The organism is Nesterenkonia sp. LB17 (assembly GCF_022565915.1).
Taxonomy (GTDB): Bacteria; Actinomycetota; Actinomycetes; order Actinomycetales; family Micrococcaceae; genus Nesterenkonia.
In genome coordinates, this window is the sequence record NZ_JAJOYX010000003.1 from 161,823 (window position 1) to 180,932 (window position 19,110).

Annotated in this window: 15 protein-coding genes and 1 tRNA gene; 11 read left to right on the plus strand and 5 right to left on the minus strand. The window is 67.6% G+C overall.

Features of this window, described 5'->3' with window-relative positions:
• Positions 1-6: 6 nt before the first annotated feature.
• Together LTH96_RS08160 and LTH96_RS08165 are read left to right on the plus strand one after the other, a co-directional pair.
• Positions 7-1,410, plus strand: a complete 1,404-nt coding sequence (locus tag LTH96_RS08160; RefSeq protein ID WP_241465246.1) for a phosphomannomutase/phosphoglucomutase — start codon at positions 7-9, stop codon at positions 1,408-1,410.
• Positions 1,411-1,440: 30 nt separating this feature from the next.
• Positions 1,441-3,159, plus strand: coding sequence for an NAD(P)/FAD-dependent oxidoreductase (locus tag LTH96_RS08165; protein ID WP_241465247.1), 1,719 nt, complete (start codon positions 1,441-1,443; stop codon positions 3,157-3,159).
• Positions 3,160-3,163: 4 nt separating this feature from the next.
• Here the strand turns inward: LTH96_RS08165 and LTH96_RS08170 are convergent, their stop codons facing one another.
• Both LTH96_RS08170 and LTH96_RS08175 read right to left on the minus strand, forming a co-directional pair.
• Positions 3,164-3,955: a carbon-nitrogen hydrolase family protein gene (locus LTH96_RS08170; protein WP_241465248.1), complete on the minus strand. Its 792-nt coding sequence runs from the start codon at positions 3,953-3,955 to the stop codon at positions 3,164-3,166.
• A 70-nt stretch (positions 3,956-4,025) separates the two neighbouring features.
• Positions 4,026-5,645: an SLC13 family permease gene (locus LTH96_RS08175; RefSeq protein WP_241465249.1), complete on the minus strand. Its 1,620-nt coding sequence runs from the start codon at positions 5,643-5,645 to the stop codon at positions 4,026-4,028.
• 262 nt (positions 5,646-5,907) lie between these two features.
• Here LTH96_RS08175 and LTH96_RS08180 point away from each other — a divergent pair, with 262 nt between their 5' ends.
• Positions 5,908-7,521, plus strand: a complete 1,614-nt coding sequence (locus LTH96_RS08180; protein WP_241465250.1) for a BCCT family transporter — start codon at positions 5,908-5,910, stop codon at positions 7,519-7,521.
• Between the two features lie 156 nt (positions 7,522-7,677).
• Here LTH96_RS08180 and LTH96_RS08185 read toward each other — a convergent pair whose 3' ends face one another.
• On the minus strand, positions 7,678-9,552 hold the full coding sequence (locus LTH96_RS08185) for a phosphoenolpyruvate carboxykinase (GTP) (RefSeq protein ID WP_241465251.1): 1,875 nt from the start codon (positions 9,550-9,552) through the stop codon (positions 7,678-7,680).
• Between the two features lie 311 nt (positions 9,553-9,863).
• Between LTH96_RS08185 and LTH96_RS08190 the strand changes: the two genes are divergently transcribed.
• From LTH96_RS08190 to LTH96_RS08205, 4 genes are all read left to right on the plus strand, one after another.
• Positions 9,864-9,937 (plus strand) — tRNA-Arg (locus LTH96_RS08190).
• Between the two features lie 182 nt (positions 9,938-10,119).
• Positions 10,120-10,836 carry an SRPBCC family protein gene (locus LTH96_RS08195; RefSeq protein WP_241465252.1) on the plus strand — a complete coding sequence of 239 codons (717 nt, stop codon included), beginning with the start codon at positions 10,120-10,122 and terminating at the stop codon, positions 10,834-10,836.
• Between the two features lie 79 nt (positions 10,837-10,915).
• Entirely contained in the window at positions 10,916-12,094 is a 1,179-nt protein-coding gene (locus LTH96_RS08200; RefSeq protein ID WP_241465253.1) for a DUF4389 domain-containing protein, read from the plus strand.
• Positions 12,095-12,101: 7 nt separating this feature from the next.
• Positions 12,102-13,088, plus strand: a complete 987-nt coding sequence (locus tag LTH96_RS08205; protein ID WP_241465254.1) for a zinc-dependent alcohol dehydrogenase family protein — start codon at positions 12,102-12,104, stop codon at positions 13,086-13,088.
• A 25-nt stretch (positions 13,089-13,113) separates the two neighbouring features.
• On the opposite strand, the gene LTH96_RS08210 is transcribed toward LTH96_RS08205, so the two are convergent.
• Positions 13,114-14,178, minus strand: a complete 1,065-nt coding sequence (locus LTH96_RS08210; protein WP_241465255.1) for a universal stress protein — start codon at positions 14,176-14,178, stop codon at positions 13,114-13,116.
• A 235-nt stretch (positions 14,179-14,413) separates the two neighbouring features.
• Here LTH96_RS08210 and LTH96_RS08215 point away from each other — a divergent pair, with 235 nt between their 5' ends.
• The 4 genes from LTH96_RS08215 to LTH96_RS08230 are packed head-to-tail and all read left to right on the plus strand — an operon-like array spanning position 14,414 to position 18,583.
• A complete protein-coding gene (locus LTH96_RS08215) occupies positions 14,414-15,211 on the plus strand; it encodes a DeoR/GlpR family DNA-binding transcription regulator (RefSeq protein WP_241465256.1) in 798 nt (265 codons plus the stop codon).
• The gene (locus tag LTH96_RS08220; RefSeq protein WP_241465257.1) at positions 15,208-16,278 is read left to right on the plus strand and encodes a 1-phosphofructokinase family hexose kinase; all 1,071 of its coding nucleotides are present in this window, start codon (positions 15,208-15,210) and stop codon (positions 16,276-16,278) included. Before LTH96_RS08215 ends, LTH96_RS08220 begins: the two co-directional genes overlap by 4 nt.
• Positions 16,275-18,320, plus strand: coding sequence for a fructose-specific PTS transporter subunit EIIC (locus tag LTH96_RS08225; protein WP_241465258.1), 2,046 nt, complete (start codon positions 16,275-16,277; stop codon positions 18,318-18,320). The genes LTH96_RS08220 and LTH96_RS08225 overlap by 4 nt, the downstream gene beginning before the upstream one ends.
• Positions 18,317-18,583, plus strand: a complete 267-nt coding sequence (locus LTH96_RS08230) for an HPr family phosphocarrier protein (RefSeq protein WP_241465259.1) — start codon at positions 18,317-18,319, stop codon at positions 18,581-18,583. The genes LTH96_RS08225 and LTH96_RS08230 overlap by 4 nt, the downstream gene beginning before the upstream one ends.
• An 18-nt stretch (positions 18,584-18,601) precedes the next feature.
• Here LTH96_RS08230 and LTH96_RS08235 read toward each other — a convergent pair whose 3' ends face one another.
• Complete coding sequence (locus tag LTH96_RS08235; RefSeq protein ID WP_241465260.1) at positions 18,602-19,108, minus strand: histidine phosphatase family protein; 507 nt, start codon at positions 19,106-19,108, stop codon at positions 18,602-18,604.
• Between the last annotated feature and the right edge of the window lie 2 nt (positions 19,109-19,110).

Here is a 19,110-nt window from a genome sequence, read left to right on the forward strand (position 1 = left end):
ATTCCTGTGACTATTGATCTTTCAGCCTCATTCAAGGCATATGACGTCCGCGGACTTGTGGACGAGACCATCACCGAAGAGTCGGTGCGCGCCGTGGGCGCCGCATTCGTCGACGTCCTCGGTCTCGCCGGGCAGACCGTGCTGGTGGGCGGTGACATGCGCGCTTCCTCCGCAGACTTCACGGCGGCCTTCACCCAGGGGGCCACCTCCCGCGGAGCGAACGTGACCCAGCTGGGTCTGATCTCCACGGACATGCTCTACTTCGCCTCCGGCACCATGGAGGCCCCCGGCGTGGTCTTCACCGCCAGTCACAATCCGGCACAGTACAACGGGATGAAGATGTCCAAGGCCGGCGCGGTGCCGCTCTCCGCGGAGACCGGGCTGGAGGACATCCGCGACGCCGCACAGACCTACCTCGACGCCGAGGAGATCCCCGCCGTCGATGAGACCGGTTCGGTGGAGCTGATCAATATCCTGGCCCAGTACTCCGAATACCTGCGCTCCCTGGTGGACCTCTCCGGGATCAAGCCGCTGAAGGTCGTCGTCGACGCAGCCAACGGCATGTCCGGGCTGACCACCGGAGCAGTGCTCGGTGATGACCTGCTGGCGGCCCTGCCGCTGGGGATCACCCCGCTGTTCTTCGAGCTCGACGGCACCTTCCCCAATCACCCTGCCAACCCGCTGGAATCAGAGAACCTCCGAGACCTGCAGGCGAAGGTGCGTGAGACCGGCGCGGACATCGGTCTGGCGTTCGACGGCGACGCGGACCGCTGCTTCGTGATCGACGAGCTGGGCGAGCCCGTCTCCCCCTCCGCGGTGACGGCGCTGGTGGCCCGCCGCGAGATCACCCGCGCCCAGTCCGAGGGTGAAGAGACTCCCGTCGTCATCCATAACCTGATCACCTCCCGCGCGGTGCCCGAGGTCGTGGCGCAGGCCGGTGGTCGCCCCGTGGAGACCCGGGTGGGGCACTCCTACATCAAGGCAGTCATGGCCGAGGAGCAGGCGGTATTCGGTGGAGAGCACTCCGCGCACTATTACTTCCGCGATTTCTTCAACGCCGACACCGGCATGCTCGCCGCCATGCACGTGCTCGCATCACTGGGTCACCAGGACCGGCCGCTGAGCGAACTGGCCGCCGAGTTCAACCCCTATTCCGCCTCCGGGGAGATCAACTCCGAGGTCGAGGACAAGGCCGGAGCGGCAGAACGGGTCGAAGCGGCCTTCGCCGACCGCGACGCCGAGATCTCCCACATGGACGGACTGACAGTCCGGGCCACGGACGGCACCTGGTGGTTCAACCTGCGTCCCTCCAACACCGAACCGTTCCTGCGTTTCAACGGCGAGGCCCACAGCACCGAGCAGATGGAAGCCGTGCGCGACGAGGTCCTCGGTCTGGTCACGCAGAGCTGAACCGCTGTCTCGCAGACATAGGCTGACCTCATGACGCTCTCCAGCCCGCTGCCTGAGACCCCCGATCCCGCAGACGCCGCCCTCGGGGAGGCGACGCTCACCATGCTGAATCCGGACTTCCCCTTCAGCTACGACCACTACCTGCAGCACCCTGCAGGGCTGGGCGCCATCCCGGAGCAGGCTCAGGGCACCGAGGTGGCCGTCATCGGGGCCGGGCTGGCTGGCGTCGTGGCCGCCTACGAGCTGATGAAGCTGGGACTCAAGCCGGTGATCTTCGAGGCCGGGGAGATCGGCGGTCGGCTGAAGACCCAATCCTTCGCCGCAGCACCGGAGGTGGTGGCGGATCTGGGCGGGATGCGCTTCCCCACGTCGGGAAAGGCGTTCTATCACTATGTGGACCTGCTGGGTCTGCCGACCCGTGAGTTCCCCAATCCACTCACCGCGGCGGCTCCCTCCACGGTCATCGAGCTCAAGGGCCAGTCGCACTACGCCGAGGACGCCACCCACCTGCCGCCCTTCTTCGCCGAGGTGGCGCAGGCCTGGCAGCGCGCCCTCACCGAGGAGGCGGACCTGGCGGCCGTGCAGCAGGCGATCTGCGAGCGCGATGTCACCTCGTTGAAGCGGCTCTGGAACCAGCTGGTGGAGCGCTTCGACGATGAGTCCTTCTACGGCTTCCTCTCCTCCTCCCAGGCGTTCAAGGACCTGAGCTTCGAACATCTGGAGGCCTTCGGCCAGGTCGGGTTCGGCAGCGGGGGCTGGGACACCGACTTCACGAATTCGATCCTCGAGGTGCTGCGAGTCGTGTTCACCGGCGCCGATGATCACCATCGCAGCATCGACGGCGGCGCCCAGCGGCTTCCGGTGCAGCTGTGGAAGCACCGCCCCTCCGAGCTGCAGCATTGGACGCCTGGCACCTCGCTGGAGTCCCTGCACGGCGGAGCCCCGCGCGGAGCGGTCTCCGGGATCCATCGCGGCACCAACCCTGCGCTGCCCGGCGGCGGGGTGCGGGTGACCGAGAAATGGGGCCGCACCCAGGAGTTCGCCGCCGCGGTGGTGACCTGCCAGTCCTGGCTGCTCTCGGCGCGCATCGACACCGATGAGAACCTCTTCGCCCCCTCGATGTGGACCGCGATCGAGAAGAGCCACTACATGCTCTCCTCGAAGACCTTCGTGATGGTGGACCGGCCCTTCTGGCGGGACGTCGACCCCGAGACCGGGCGCCCGGTGATGTCTATGACGCTGACCGATCGGCTCCCCCGCGCCACCTACCTGCTGGATGAGGGCCCCGACCGGCCCGCGGCGATCCTGCTCAGCTACACCTGGAACGACGACGCCCTGAAGTGGCTGCCGCTGGACGCCGCCGAGCGGACCCGGCTGATGCTGCACTCGCTGGCGAAGATCTATCCCGGGGTGGACATCGGCGCGCATATGATCGGTGAGCCGATCACGGTCTCCTGGGAGGCGGACCCGAACTTCATGGGTGCCTTCAAGAACAACCTGCCCGGTCACTACCGCTATCAGGAGCGGCTCTTCGGGCACTTCGTCCAGGACCGACTGCCCGAGCACCAGCGCGGAGTCTTCCTCGCCGGGGATGACATCTCGTTCACCGCCGGCTGGGCCGACGGTGCGGTGACCACCGCGCTGAACGCGGTCTGGGGGGTGCTGCACCATCTGGGCGGCGCCGCGACCCGCGAGAATCCCGGTCCGGGTGACGTCTGGGATGAGCTGGCCCCGGTGCGGCTGGACTGAGCGGCTAGAGCCAGTGACGATGCAGGTCCGCGCGCCGGTCCTGCAGGTAGTCCGCGCTGCCGGGCGCTGACTCCTCGGTGATCTCGGGCAGATCCACCACCAGCAGCCCCGGTTCCGCACCGAGCTCCCCCAGACGCTGACCGGCGGGGCCGACGACGACGCTGCGCCCGTCGAACACCAGCCCACCCTCCGGGCCGCAGTGGTTGGCATAGGCCAGGGCGAGACCGTTCTCAAGCGCGCGCGCGGGCAGCAGGATCCCAGGGACGGAGGCCTCGTCCCCCGCCAGGGCGGTGGGCACCAGCAGCAGCTGGGCGCCGCGAACCGCGGCGGCCCGCACCATCTCGGGGAACTCCACGTCGTAGCAGACCAGCAGGCCCAGTCTGAGTCCGCGCCAGCTGATCACCGGTGGTGGCTGCTCCCCCGGTGCGAACGCCGCCTTCTCCTCGGGCCCGTAGAGCTGGACCTTCTGATAGCTGGTGAGCACCTCTCCGTGCTCATCGGCCAGATCAGCGGTGATCCCGCGCTGATCCGGTGCCTCACCGCCAGGCAGGGACCACACCATGGCGATCCCGCGGTCCCGGGCGATGCCGCGCAGCCTGGCGCGGGCGGCGTCGACCTCTTCTGCGCCGACCTGTGCGCGGATCTGCGCCGGGACGTAGCCGAAGGCGAAGAGCTCGGGCGTGACCAGCAGCTGCGCCCCCTGCTCGCGCGCCTGCGCCGCGGCGTCGTCGATCAGGCCCAGATTGCGCTCGGTCTCCAGGGGTCGGGCGGTGTGCTGCATCAGTGCGATTCGCATGCGCCAAGTATCCCCCGACCTTCTGCGCTCACGGGGAAGGACGTGGAGGACCTCGCTGGAGCGCCAGCGCCTAGAACACCATGTCGAAGGCGAGCGGGCCAAGGAGCACGGTGAAGATGGTGATCAAGATGATGCCGACGACGTTGAGGACGACGCCGCCGCGGACCATCTCGGTGATCTTGACGTAGCCGGTGGCGTAGACGATGGCATTCGGCGGGGTGCCCACGGGCAGCATGAATGCGCAGGTCGCGGCCAGTGCAGCCGGGATGAGCAGCGTCACCGGGTCCACCCCGATGCCTACGGCGACTCCGCCGAGGATCGGGATGAAAGTGGCTGCTGTGGCCGTGTTGCTGGTGATCTCGGTCAGCAGCAGCACGATGGTCACGACCGCGGCCAGCAGCAGGATGATCGGCAGTGCGCCGAGTCCGCTGACCTGTTCACCGAACCAGGCGTCCAGGCCGGTCGCAGCCACCGCGGCGGCCAGGGAGAGGCCACCGCCGAAGAGCAGCAGCACGCCCCAGGGGAGTCCCTCCTCGGCGTCCTTCCACTGCAGGGTCATGTTGCCCTTCTTGTCACCGGGGATCAGGAAGAGCAGCACGCCGGCACCGATGGCGATCACCGTGTCGTCGAAGAGCTCCAGCCAGGGCAGCTGGGTGCCGATGTCGCCGATCCCGGAGAGCAAGCCCGGCACGATCCAGCAGAATGCGGCGAGGATGAACACGCTCAGCACGACCTTCTCGCCCTGGCTCATCGGTCCCAGGGCGGAGACCTCGTCGTTGATCAGCTTCTTGCCGCCGGGGATCTCGTCGAGCTTGAAGCGGAACATCAGCCGGGTGATGATCAGCCAGGACAGGCCGATGAAGACGACCACGATCGGCACGCCGAGGATCATCCATTGGGCGAAGCCCACGGTGCGGCCGAGCTCCTCGCTGATGTAGCCCGCGACGATCGCGTTGGGCGGGGACCCCAGCAGGGTGCCCAGCCCGCCGATGGTGGCGGCCCAGGCGATCGCCAGCACCAGGGCCACCCCGAAGATCCGCACATCGCGGTCGTCGATGACGTCGCTGATGGCCTTGCCGGAGCGGATCTCCTCGGTCATGGATTCGTTCTCGGCGCGGGTGCCGGTGTTCCGGCTGTTCTCCACCACCAGGGTCAGCACGCTGAGCCCGATCGGCAGCATCATCAGGGTCGTCGCGGTGTTGGAGACCCACATGGAGAGGAATGCGGTGGCGATCATCATCCCGAGGATGATCTGCCGCGGGTGCGTGCCGACCCGCCGCAGCGTCAGCAGCGCGATCCGGCGGTGCAGGTTCCACTTCTGCATCGCGATGGCGATCAGGAAGCCACCAAGGAACAGGAACACGATCGGGTTCGCGTAGGGCGCGGTGACCTCGGCGACCTCCAGTGCGGTGAGCACCGGGAACAACACGATCGGCAGCAGCGAGGTGACCGAGAGCGGCATGGATTCGGTCATCCACCAGACCGCCATCAGGATCGCCACCCCGGCCACCAGCCGAGCGTCGCCAGACATCTCGGCTGCGCCGAGCAGCGACCACACGAGGATGGCCAGCACCACGCCCAGGCCTCGGAAGGCCCAGGTCTTCGCCGGGGACCTCACGGGACCCGCGTCGTCGACGACAGCCCCACGCGGGGCCTGCCGTCCTGCTGCACCCCCGGAATCATCACCCATGGTTCTGCCCCCACCTTCTGATGCCCCACCCACCGAAACATGTGACAGATATCACGTGTGGCTCATAACCTAGAGCACGTTCGGTGAGCTGACTAGGGCCACGGGCCGAGAAACACCCACAGGCCCGCCGAGCCGGGGGCAGCATGGTGCCGCCAGGCGGGCGAGGTTCAGTATGCTTGTCCCCGATGTTCTGGCAGCCGCCCGCGCATTCGTCGCGGCGGGCTGTTGGCTCTGTTCGCTGAGCCAAGGACGCGGGTCACCGATGAACAGCCAGAAAACGCCCCCCAGAGCGGAGCCGGACACCGAGCGAAACGGTGTCAGCCGAGTCCCACGCAGCTCCCGACCCAGCGGAGTCTTCGTCGTCTCGGTGGCCGCGCTGCTGAGCTTCGTGCTCTGGGCCGCATTTGCCCCGGAACACCTGAACCTGGTGATGGCCGCGGCCTCGAACTGGTCCTCACAGAACATCGGGTGGGCCTATCTCGCGGTCACCGCCGGCTGCATCGTGCTGATGGTCTACCTCGGACTGAGCAGGTTCGGGAAGATCCGGCTCGGCGAGGATCACGATCGTCCTGAGTTCAGCAACTGGTCCTGGATCGCGATGATCTGCGGCACCGTGATGGGCATCGGACTGATCAGCTACGGTGCCGCGGAACCGATGAGCCACTTCATGGTGCCTCCGCATGGGCTCGCCGAGCCCGAGACCATGGACGCCGCCGTGCGTGCGATGCAGTTCTCCTACTTCAACTGGGGCCCCAACGCCTGGGCGCTGTTCGGCGTCTTCGGCCTGGCCATCGCCTACTCCACCCACCGTCGGCACAACACCGGGCTGATCTCCCCGATGCTGCGCCCGGTGCTGGGCAAGAGCATGGACGGATGGGCGGGTCAGCTCATCGACATCTTCACCATCATCGCGACGCTCTTCGGCACCACCACCTCGTTGGGACTCGGCGCGGCGCAGATCGCCGAGGGGGTCAACAGCCTCACCGGGATCCCGTCCGATCTGTTCGTGCAGGTCTCCATCATCGCCGGGATCACCGTGGTCTTCACCCTCTCCGCGATGTCAGGGGTCACCCGCGGCATCAAGTGGATCAGCAAGGCCACCATGCTCGCCGCGGCCGCACTGGGCCTCTTCGTGCTGATCGTCGGACCGACCGGCTTCATCAGCAACCTCTACTTCCGCTCCATAGGACAGTTCGTCGCGGAGTTCCCGATGGTCGCGATGCTCACCCCGGGCACCCCCGAGGACCTGCAGTGGATGCAGTGGTGGACCTACTTCATGATGGCCTGGTGGCTGAGCTGGGGCGCGTTCGTCGGAATCTTCCTGGCGAAGATCTCCAAGGGGCGCACCATCCGCGAGTTCGTGGTCGCGGTGCTCGGCGTGCCGACCCTGGTCTTCAGCCTCTGGTTCACGATCTTCGGCGGATCCGCGATCCACTTCGACATGTTCTCCGGCACCAGCCTCGGCGAGGCAACCCTGCAGGACACCAACGTGACCTTCTTCGCGCTGCTCGGCGAGCTGCCGCTCACGGCCATCACCTCGGTGCTCACCGTGGCGATGGTGGTCCTGTTCTTCGTCTCCAGCGCCGACTCGAACACCTTCGTGCTCAGCGTGCTCTCCTCCCGAGGCTCGATGCACCCGAGTCGACCCATGCTGGGCATCTGGGGCCTGCTCACCGGGCTCTGCGCCATCGTCCTGCTGATCGCCGGCGGCCTGCAGGCGCTGCAGCAGACCGCACTGCTCTCGGCGGTGCCGTTCACCGTCATCGTCACCCTGCTCGGCATCTCGCTGATCAAGCAGCTGCGCGGGGACGCCCGCTTCACCGGGGTCAGGCACGCTGCACCTCAGAAGCCGGTCGGAGCCGGTCAGCACAACTAGCCCTGCTCCCGCCGTCTGTGCGTGCTCTGCGCAACCGCCAGGGGCGCAGAAAAGGCCCGGTCTGCGCGTGGAACGCGCGGACCGGGCCTTTTCAACAGCTCAGCGCCTCAGCTCCGAACCGTCACAGTTCAGGGACGTCGACTCTGAGACCTCAGTTCAAGGCGTCAGACGACGGCGCAGCTCTTCGCTCTCAGCCGCGATGGACTCCGGCAGCGAGTCGCCGAACTCGGCGAACCACTCGTCGATGCCTTCGAGCTCGGTGACCCATTCGTCGCGGTGCACGGTGATCGAGTCCTCGAGCGCCTCCGGGGTGATGTCCAGCCCGGTCAGATCCAGTCCATCCATGGTGGGGGTGAAGCCGATGGGAGTCTCAACGGCCTTGCCGGCACCCTCCAGGCGTTCGGTGACCCACTTGAGCACCCGAGAGTTCTCGGCGAAGCCGGGCCAGGAGATCTTTCCGTCGCGGCCCCTGCGGAACCAGTTGACCAGGAAGATCTCGGGCAGCTTGGACTGGTCAGCCTCACCGGAGACCTCCACCCAGTGCTTGAGGTAGTCCCCGGCGTCGTAACCGATGAACGGGAGCATCGCCATCGGGTCGCGGCGGACATTGCCCACCGCACCCTCGGCTGCGGCGGTGGTCTCCGAGGAGAGGGTGGCGCCGAAGAAGATGCCGTGCTTCCAGTCGCGGGCCTGGGTGACCAGCGGGACGGTGGTCTTGCGCCGTCCACCGAAGAGGATCGCGTCCAGCTTCACGCCGTTGGGCTCGAAGTACTCCGGGGCGAGCATGTCGGTCTGATCGATCGGGGTGCAGAACCGAGCATTGGGGTGTGCCGCCGGCTGATCAGAGTCCGGGGTCCAGTCCTCGCCGCGCCAGTCGGTCAGGTGTGCCGGAGGTTCTTCGGTCATGCCCTCCCACCAGACGCCGCCGTCGTCGGTGAGCGCGCAGTTGGTGAACACCGAGTTGCCCTTGGCGATGGCGCGCATCGCGTTGGCGTTGGTGTGCCATCCGGTGCCCGGGGCGACCCCGAAGTAGCCCGACTCCGGGTTGACCACGCGGAATTCGCCGTCGTGGCCTGGCCGGATCCAGGTGATGTCATCACCGAGGGTCTCGGCCTTCCACCCGTCAAGGGTGGGGTCGATCAGCGCGAGGTTGGTCTTGCCGCAGGCCGAGGGGAAGGCGCCGGCGATGAAGTAGCTGCGATTGGCAGGGCTGGTGAGCTTGAGGATGAGCATGTGCTCGGCGAGCCAGCCCTCGTCCCTGGCCATCACCGAGGCGATCCGCAGCGCGTAGCACTTCTTCCCGAGCAGGGCGTTGCCGCCGTAGCCGGAGCCGTAGGACCAGATCTCCCGAGTCTCCGGGTAGTGCACGATGTACTTCTCGTCGTTGCACGGCCAGGGGACATCGCGCTGACCTGGCTGAAGGGGGGCGCCGACCGAGTGGACCGCTGGCACGAAGAACGCGTCCAGCTCCTCGATCTTGCGCAGCACATCGGTGCCGATCCGGGCCATGATTCGCATGCTGGTGACCACATAGGCGGAATCGGTGATCTCCACCCCGAACTTCGGGTCCTCAGCGTCGAGGTGGCCCATCACGAAGGGGATCACGTACATGGTGCGTCCCTGCATCGCACCGTCGAACACGCCGCTCAGCTTCTCGCGCATCTCCGCCGGGTCGACCCAGTTGTTGGTGAAGCCGGCGTCGCGCTCGTTCTCGGAGCAGATGAAGGTGCGGGACTCCACGCGGGCCACATCGGCGGGATCTGAGAATGCGGCGAAAGAATTGGGGAAGTCTGGGCTGGTGAGGCGGGTGAGGGTCCCGGACTCGACCAGTTCGTCGGTGAGTGTGCGGTGCTCCGTCTCGGATCCGTCCACCCAGTGGATCCGGTCGGGCTGGGTGAGAGCTGCGATCTCCTGGACGAAGGTCAGCAGCGGGGCATGTGTTGTGGGAGCATCGGCCGTGATCTCAGGATCCGTGGTTCCTGATCCAGTCGATCCATTCGCACCGGGCGCCGTTGCAACGGTGTTGACCATTGTTTCCCTCCATTGGGTACAGGTTCGTTCTGACCCCCTCCTGGTTGGTGAGACCAGGACCCAAGGACGTGGAACATCATCGATGCCCCGGGTGCTCACAGCACTGTGCGCACTCATCCCTGCATCCCCGTCAACACCGATGGGGACCAGCTACGTACCACTGTAGCGTTCCCAGATGACGGGACTGTAAACAACGACGACGGCGCTCCGGTCTTCCCAGCGGGACCCGAAGGATTTGTCGGCCCCGGAGGTGCCGTGTATAGTCTTCTAGGTCGCGATCGCTTGAAGGTCAGGCAGTGAAAAATGAAGATGCGCCTATAGCTCAGCTGGATAGAGCGTCGGTCTACGGAACCGAAGGTCGGGGGTTCGAATCCCTTTGGGCGCACCGAAGATCCTCTGAGAACACCTTCTGAATCTGTTGATTCAGAAGGTGTTCTTTTTTGCCCCGAGACTTTGACGCAGGTCAGCCTTGGAAGCCACTCAGCCCTTGAAGCTGGGCCACCGGGTGATTAGTCTCGCCGCAAGCCGATCAGCTCCGAGCGTCTCTCCCGGGATCGAGGTTCCGCCATGACCACTGTGGGACGGGGATGGCTGGCCAATGGCCTCGCCGGTGTCCGCATTCTGGGGCATCTGGTGACCGGGCCGCTGCTGCGCCAGCGCAGGATGGGCTGGGGTGCCGCCCGCGCCGAGGTCGAGGCCGACTGGCCCGGCAGTGAGCTTCTCCCGGATCCGGCATGGACCGCGACCCATGCCGTGACCATCGTCGCCTCCCCCGCGCAGATCTGGCCCTGGTTGGCGCAGCTCGGACAGGGCCGCGGCGGGTTCTACAGCTTCGAACGGCTGGAGAACCTCATCGGGTGTCAGATCCACAACGTCGACCGGGTACTTCCCGAGCACCAGGACATCGCGGCCGCCGGGGAGGTCCGGCTGGCACCGCAGGTGGCCATGCGAGTGGCACGAGTCGAACCTGTCGCTGACCTGGTCCTGGTCGCGGACTCCCGGATCGCCGGATCCTCCACCCCAGAGACCTCCGCGGCGGTGGCGGGAATCTGGTCCCTGCATCTGCGGCCGGACCCCGACGGCGGCACGCGTCTGATCGAGCGGCTCAGCTACGCCAGGGCACACTCCCTGCCGGAGCGGATCTTCGGCTCCCGTCACCTGATCGAACCCATCAGCTTCGTGATGAGCAAAGAGATGCTGCGCAACATCAAGGCCCTGGCAGAACATGGCAAGGTCGCCTCTGTCTCCAGGGAAGGTCACCTCGTGGAGCAGACATTGGCCTGATTCCAAGGGTTCCCCTGGCGTTTTCCCAGCCCTATCCTTGGATGAGATCCATTGGGAGATCCAGCCGAGAGAGCTTGTGATGGCAGAGACACCTTCGCCCGCGCCGACCCAGGACTCACCCACTTCCGCCAAGATGAGACCGGGGCAATGGGTTCTGCTCATCGTCGGCGCGCTCCTGCACGGCGCAGGCAGCACCCTGCTGCTTGCCGCGGCGGTGGCGAGTCTGGTCCCGGAACCGGGTGAATGGAAGTTCAGACCGTACTACCGGGTCGACTACATGACCGAATGGGATACGCAGCAGGCCGCGGAGTGGTGGGAGCAGCTGCAGGACACGATCCCCACGCTGTTGATCATCGGCGCGGCGGCATTCGTGATCGGCGTCGTCGCCCTGCTCTTCGGCGCGGCCGGGCTCGGCCGCGACATCGACCCTCAGCGGATGACCGCCGCACGCGGGGACGCGGGCCCGATCGAGGGCATCCCGGGCGGCGCCGGCCCAGCGCGGATGACTCCGGTCTATCCGGTCCGGCTCACCGGATACCTCGACGCACCCTCCCGCGGCCTGTGGCTGGTGAAGTGGCTGCTGGCGATCCCGCACTACCTCGTGCTGGCCCTGCTCTGGCTCACCGCCTTCGTGACCACCATCGCCGCGGGGGTGGTCATCCTCTTCACCGGGCGGTACCCCCGGGCGTGGTTCTGCTTCAACGTGGGCGTATTGCGCTGGTCCTGGCGCGTGGCGTTCTACGGCTACTCAGCACTGGCGACGGACCGCTACCCTCCGTTCACGCTGGCCCATGCGAACTACCCGGCGGATCTGAGCATCGCCTACCCGGAGCGGCTGACCAACGGGCTGGTGCTGGTGAAGTCCTGGTTGCTGGCGCTCCCGCACCTGCTGCTGATCGGGATCTTCACCAGTCCCTCGGGCACCGGCTGGCAGAGCAGCTGGGACGAGACCGGCAGCGCGACCGGCCAGACCACCGGCCCCGGCGGCGGCTTCTCGCTGCTGGGCCTGCTGCTGCTGATCACCGTCATCATCCTGCTCTTCACCGGGCGTTATCGCTCCGGCATCTTCGACTTCGTGATGGGGCTGAACCGGTGGGGCCATCGGGTCGCCGCCTATGTGCTGCTGATGCGTGATGAATACCCGCCGTTCCGGCTCGATCAGGGGCCGGTTGAAACCGAGCGGGATTCCGTCAGTGACACCGGCCCCGCCCCGGAACGCACCCGGACCGACCCGTCGACCTGGACCGACTGGGTCTAGGCGCGCTATGAAGACCTGGCGAAGCAGCTCTATCAGCTCCACCCTGGAATGCGCCCAGATGCCGGTGCCCACCCCTGAGCCCGATGAGGTGCTGCTGCGCGTAGAGGCCTGCGGAGTGTGCCGGACCGATCTGCACGTGATCGATCATGAGCTCCCGCCGCGCCGCGCCGATGTCGTGCCGGGGCATCAGATCATCGGGATCGTGGAGGCGCGCGGATCGGCGGTGCGGCGGATCGAGCTCGGTGATCGAGTCGGCGCCGCCTGGCTTCGCCGCACCTGCGGCATCTGCGCCTGGTGCAGGGCCGGCCGCGAGAACCTCTGTCCCGATTCGCTCTACACCGGGTGGGACGCCGACGGAGGCTTCGCCGAGTATGCGACCGTCCCGGCCAGTTTCGCCTACCCCCTGGACCCGAGGGTCGATCCAGTCCAGACCGCTCCGCTGCTCTGCGCCGGGATCATCGGCTACCGAGCCCTCACCCGCAGCATGCTTCCTCCTGGAGGCAGGCTCGGGATCTACGGCTTCGGCTCCAGCGGGCACCTGACCGCGCAGCTCGCAATGGCGGCCGGCGCACAGGTCTGCGTGATGACCCGCGGGGAGACGAACCGCAGGCTGGCCCGCCGGCTCGGGGTGGACTTCGTCAGCGATGCCTTCGGCGAACCGCCGGAGCCCCTGGACGCCGCGATCATCTTCGCCCCGGCAGGGGATCTGGTGCCGGCCGCGTTGACGGCGACGACGCGGGGCGGCACCGTCACCATCGCCGGCATCCACATGAGTGATCTCCCGCGGATGCCGTATCAGGAGCATCTCTTCTATGAACGGGATCTCCGCAGCGTCACGGCCAACACCCGTGCGGACGGCATCGAGTTCCTGCGTCTGGCCCAGCGACTCGGCATCCAGGCCGAGGTGACGCCCTACCCGTTCGATGAACTGCCCGTCGCGCTGGAGGACCTTCGCCGCAGTCGCGTCTCAGGGTCCCTGGTGCTCACCTTCTGACCAGGGACCCTTCAGACGCAGACCTTCAGTGCTTGCGCAGCTTGTGCGGCTTCTGCGTGGGAATCACCAGGACCGGGCAGACCGCCCGGTTCAGCACCGCCTGACTCACCGAACCCAGCAGCAGCCCGGCGAATCCGCCATGCCCTCGAGTGCCGATCACCAGCAGCGCCGCGGTGCGCGAGGCCTCCGAGAGCACCCCGGCGGGTGAGCCGTCGAAGAACTGCCAGCGCACCGGAACCCCGGTGGACTTCGCCGCCACCTCCTGGGTCATCGCCTCGAGGTGATCGGTGTAGCGCCGGCGCAGATTGGGCAGCTCGAGGTTGTGCTCCACGGTGTTGGGATACCAGTGCCCCTGAGCATTCAGCGGTGCCGCCGAGACCAGGGTGAGCGGACTGTTGACCAGCTCCGCGGCCTCAGCCGCCAGGTGCACGACGTCGGCGGCGCGATCTCCGACGTCGACGCCGACCACGATCTCGGAGTCGAAGTTGAGCTCGTCGGTGACGTTCGCGAAGGACCGGCGGGTGTGTTCCCGGGCAGCCGATTCCTCCATCAGGGTCACCGGCTCCTCGTGGGCCGCCTCGGCGCCCGGGCGGTCCTGATGCGGGGCGAGCAGCTCCGTCTCAGAGTCGGACACCCACCGCTCCGGGACCACCAGGGTGGGGCAGTGCGCGTGTGCGGTCAGCTTCGCGGAGACGCTGCCGAGGAACCGTCCGGCGAACCGGTTGCGGCCACGTTTGCCGACGACGGCGATGCGGGCCTCGCTGCTCTCATCCACCAGAGTTGCTCCGGCGTCACCCTCAGCGGTGCGGGTGCTGACCTCGACTCCTGCCTCGGCCGCTCGGGCCGAGTACGTGTCGAGGAGGTCCTGCACCGTATTGGCGGCCTCGGAGCGGTACTGATCCAGCTGCCGCACGTAATAGTCGTCGGTCACGACTGGTCGAATGAATGTTCCGATAAGACGCAGCGGCCATTGGCGCTGCTTTGCGATCATCAGTCCCACTTTGAAGGCGCGCTCGCTGCCCGCCGACCCGTCAATACCGACCAGCACGCCTGGGACGCCGCTGCTGGTGGCTTCGTGTGCATGAGCCATGGCACAAGGTTACGTCGAATTTCGAAATTTTTGTAGGGATTGTTTTCACATTGAGATCACTTTTTTGGCGCATCCAATCACCGCGACCCATCCCCTCGGGTGGTCCGCGACACGCCGAACACCGGCAGGGGCCTGCTGTGAGTCGGACGAAACCTGTTGCATACACAGGTAAACACAGATAAAGTGTGTCTAAACCCACACAAAAGTGGTCTGGGTCACTGAAAAGGAGCTCAGCATGACGTTGCTCGCCCCCGAGCGGCACGAGCGGATTCTCGACCGATTGCGCCTCACCGGCACGATCACGGTCCAGGAGATCGCCCGCGACCTGAAAGTGACCAGAGAGACCGTCCGCCGCGACCTGGACCTGCTTGAGACCGCAGGCTCACTGCAGCGGGTCCACGGCGGCGCCGTCGTCAGCTCCGCACCCTCCCGGCGCGAGACCTCGCTGCGTCAGCGGCAGAGCGAGCACTCGCAGCAGAAGCGCGTGATCGCCCGTGAGGCGATGAGCTTCGTGCCCTCCTCCCCCGATGCCTCCGTGCTGCTCGACGCCGGAACCAGCACTGAGGCGCTCGCCGAGCTGCTCGGCGCCGGCGAGGAGCAGCGCCACACCCGGTTCGTGACCACCAGCTCGGTCCCGATCGCGCAGAAGCTCGCCGAGGTCAGCTCCCTGGACGTGGAGGTGCTCGGCGGCAAGGTCCGCGGGATCACCGGCACCGTGGTGGGGGCGCAGGCCGTGGCCACCCTGTCTCGCCGCCAGGCCGATGTGGCGTTCATCGGCACCAATGGGGTGGATGCGGGCTTCGGTCTGTCCACCCCAGACACCGCTGAGGCCGCGGTGAAGTCGGGCCTGGTCCACGCCGCGCGCCAGGTGGTCCTGCTGGCAGATTCCAGCAAGCTCGGTCAACGCACCCTCGTACAGTTCGCAACCCTTGAGGAGATCGATGTGCTGATCACCGATGCCGCACCGCACCCTGAGCTGGCCCACGCGCTGGACGAGGCCGACGTCCGAGTGATCGTGGCGGTCGCCCCATGATCGTGACCTTCACTCCCAATCCGAGTCTGGACAAGACGCTCGAGCTCGACGCCCCGCTGCGCACCGGCGCGGTCCAGCGCGCGATCGGCCACACCGCCGAACCCGGCGGCAAGGGCGTCAACATCTCCCGGGCGCTCACCGCCGCCGGCACCCGGTCACTGGCGGTGCTTCCCGGTGACCCCGGGGATCCGGTGCTGCTCGCCCTGCAGGAGCTCGGCGTGGAGGCCCGGGCGCTGCCGCTGGGCGCACCGCTGCGCACCAACACCGCGATCACCGACCCACAGGGGGTCACCACCAAGATCAACGAACCGGGACCGGCGTTCGACGCCGCGCTCACCGGGGCCCTGCTGCAGCTGCTGCTTCAGACCTCGGAGGGCGCCTCCTGGGTGGCGCTGGCCGGGTCGCTCCCGCCCGGAGTCCCGGTGGACTTCTACGCCCAGGCCATCACCGCGCTGCGGCGGACCTTCGGGGAACAGGCGCCGAAGATCGCGCTGGACACCTCAGGGGAGCCGATGGCCGCCGCTCTGCCCGCGGCGCCAGACCTGATCAAGCCCAATGCCGAGGAGCTGCTCGAGCTGCACGCCGCCTTCACCGGTTCGGCCGCCACCGATCCTGACACGGCTCAGCGTCTGGCCGATGAGCTCGAGACCGACCCCGCCCGTGCCGTGCAGCTCGCCACCGAGCTGCAGCACCACGGAGCACGCGCCGCACTGGTCACCCTGGGCGCCCATGGCGCAGTGTTCATCCCCAACCTGAAGACCGCGCCGAGCGACGGCGAGCCCGCCGCGCTGCGCGCCTGGGGCCCGGCGATCGTGCCGCGTTCCACCGTGGGAGCCGGTGATGCCTCGCTCGCGGGGTTCATCGCCGCAGCCCAGTCCGGCGCCTCGGAGACCGATTCACTCAAGCACGCCATGGCCATGGGACGAGCCGCGGCGGAACTGCCCGGCTCCATCATGCCGACGCCGCAGCACCTCAGCACCTCAGCACTCAGCACCGAAGCACTCAGCACCGAACACCTCACCCTCAATCCAAGCACGACCACTACCGTGAATGTGGAGACATCATGAATACGATCATCACGCCGGGGCTGGTGAGCCTCGACAAGCTCACCGCCGGCAACAAGCGCGAGGTTATCGATGCCCTCGCCGGACTCGTCGGCTCTGCCGGACGCAGTGCCGCCGCAGCTGAGCTCGCCGCCGACGTCTGGGCTCGCGAGGAGACCTCCGAGACCGGCATGCCTGGTGGCATCGCCATCCCGCACTGCCGCACCGGTGCCGTCACCGAGGCCACGCTGGCCTTCGCCCGCCTGGCCCAGCCGGTGGACTTCGGCTCCACCGACGGCCCGGCGGACCTGGTCTTCATGATCGCCGCCCCCGACGGCGCGGACCAGGCTCACCTGAAGATCCTCTCCGCGCTGGCGACCTCGCTGATCAACGACGAGTTCCTCGCGGATCTGCGCAGCGCCGAGACCGAGCAGCGCGTGGTCGACCTGGTCGCCGAGGCGGTCCAGCCGGCCCCGGTCACCGCCAACGCCGGCAGCCGCGGCTCCGGTGCACCCGCAGGGGACGGTGAAGGCACCAGCCAGACCGCGACGACGGTCGGTCGCCTCGTCGCCGTCACCGCATGCCCCACCGGCATCGCCCACACCTACATGGCAGCCGACTCGCTGAAGAAGGCCGCCAAGGAAGCAGGCGTGGAGATCCAGGTGGAGACCCAGGGCTCCTCCGGCGCGACCCCGCTGGGAGCCGAGACCATCGCCGCCGCGGACGCCGTCATCTTCGCCACCGACGTCGACGTCCGCGATCGGCACCGCTTCGCCGGCAAGCCGGTCATCACCTCGCGGGTCAAGCGCGGCATCGATGAGCCGGACAAGATGATCGCCGAGGCGCTGGCCGCGGCGAAGGACCCGGACGCGACCGTCGTCGCCTCCGGCGGGTCCGGAGACTCCGATGGCAGCACCGCTGCCAGTGGGGAGCGCGAAGGCTTCGGCCGCGCCACCCAGCGGGTCCTGATGACCGGCGTCAGCTACATGATCCCCTTCGTGGCCGCCGGCGGCCTGTTGATCGCGCTGGGGTTCCTGCTCGGCGGCTACAACATCACCGAGGTCGCCGAAGATGTGGCGCTGGGGAACTCCTTGTGGAACCTTCCCACCCCTGACCAGCTGCCCGAGGAGTTCCTCGGATTCGGCGCATTGGGCGGATACCTCGGCGCGGTGTTCTTCACCATCGGCGGGGCGGCCATGGGCTTCCTGGTTCCCGCACTGGCCGGCTACATCGCGTTCGGCATGGCCGATCGCCCCGGCATCGCCCCCGGCTTCACCGCCGGCGCGATCGCGCTGACCATGGACGCTGGATTCATCGGTGGCATCGTCGGCGGTGTCCTCGCCGGTGCGGTGGCCCTGTGGTTCCGCAGGCTCAGCGTGCCGCGCTGGCTGGCCGGCCTGATGCCCGTGGTGATCATTCCGCTGGTGGCCTCGCTGGTCGCCGGCGGCCTGATGCTGCTGGTGCTCGGCGGTCCCATCGCCGCACTGACCTCCGGCCTGGAGAACTGGCTCTCCGGGATGACCGGCTCCGCCGCCATCGTCCTGGGCATCGTGCTGGGTCTGATGATGTGCTTCGACCTCGGCGGACCGGTCAACAAGGTCGCCTACTCCTTCGCCGTGGCCGGCCTCTCGGCAGCAGTCGCCGAGGGCAACACCGGACCGCTGATGATCATGGCCACGGTCATGGCCGCCGGCATGGTCCCGCCGCTGGGCATGGCGTTCGCCACGTTCATCGACGCTCGCCTGTTCAGCGCCGCCGAGCGGGAGAACGGCAAGACCGCCGTGCTGCTCGGCGCGGCGTTCATCTCCGAGGGCGCCATCCCGTTCGCCGCGGCTGACCCGCTGCGGGTGCTGCCGGCCTCGATGGTCGGCGGCGCCGTGACCGGCGCGATGACCATGGCCTTCGGGGTCACCTCCTATGCGCCCCACGGCGGCATCTTCGTGCCGTTCGCCATCGAGAGCTTCTGGCTCTTCCTGCTCTCCGTGATGGTCGGCGCCGTCGTCACCGCGCTGACGGTGATCGCGCTGAAGCGCTGGGTGCGGAAGAGTGTAACCTCTGCTGCATGATTGAACGCACTGCGGTGATCGCCGCGGCGGCCGGGCTCCACGCCCGGCCTGCCGCGGCCTTCGCGTCTGCAGCTGCGGGACAGCCGGTCTCCGTGGAGATCGCGAAGGCCGCCGAGCCAGGGATGTCCGCACAGGCGGACAGCCTGCTGGGCGTGATGAGCCTCGATGTGGCACACGGGGATCAGGTGGTCCTGCGAGCCCACGGCGAGGGCGCGGAGCAGGCACTGGAGACGCTGGTGCAGCTGCTGGAGGAGGCAGACTGATCCGACCGGCAGGCTGACTCAGCCGGCGGTGAAGAAGTCCGTGAGCTCGGCGTCGCGGCCGTCGAGCTCGGCCCAGGGCTTGTGCACCTGGAACCGGGCGAGCCCGGCAGGCGGCCAGGAACCGGCCATCTGGATCACCGGGTCCTCCTGGGAGCGCGCCGAGGCCAGGTCCATGCTGAGCTCCTGGACTCCCGGCATGTGGGCGACCACCAGCAGCGTGCGCACCGTCTCGGGCACCTCGTTGATGATCGAGAGCATCGAGCGCGGCGCCGCGAGGTAGAGCCGCGAGTCCAGGTACGGCGTCGGAGCCTTCTCACCCAGCTCATGATTGACCCAGATGCAGGTCTGCCGGGTGCGCATCGAGTCCGAGCAGACCGTGTTGTCCGGCAGGTTCCCCGAACTCACCAGCCAGCGCCCGACGGCACGCGCCTGTTCCTGCCCGTGACGGGTCAGGGTGCGGCCGTGGTCGTCCCCTGAGAAGGAATGCCCGGATTCACCGTGGCGCAGGATCAGCAGTTCAGGCATCC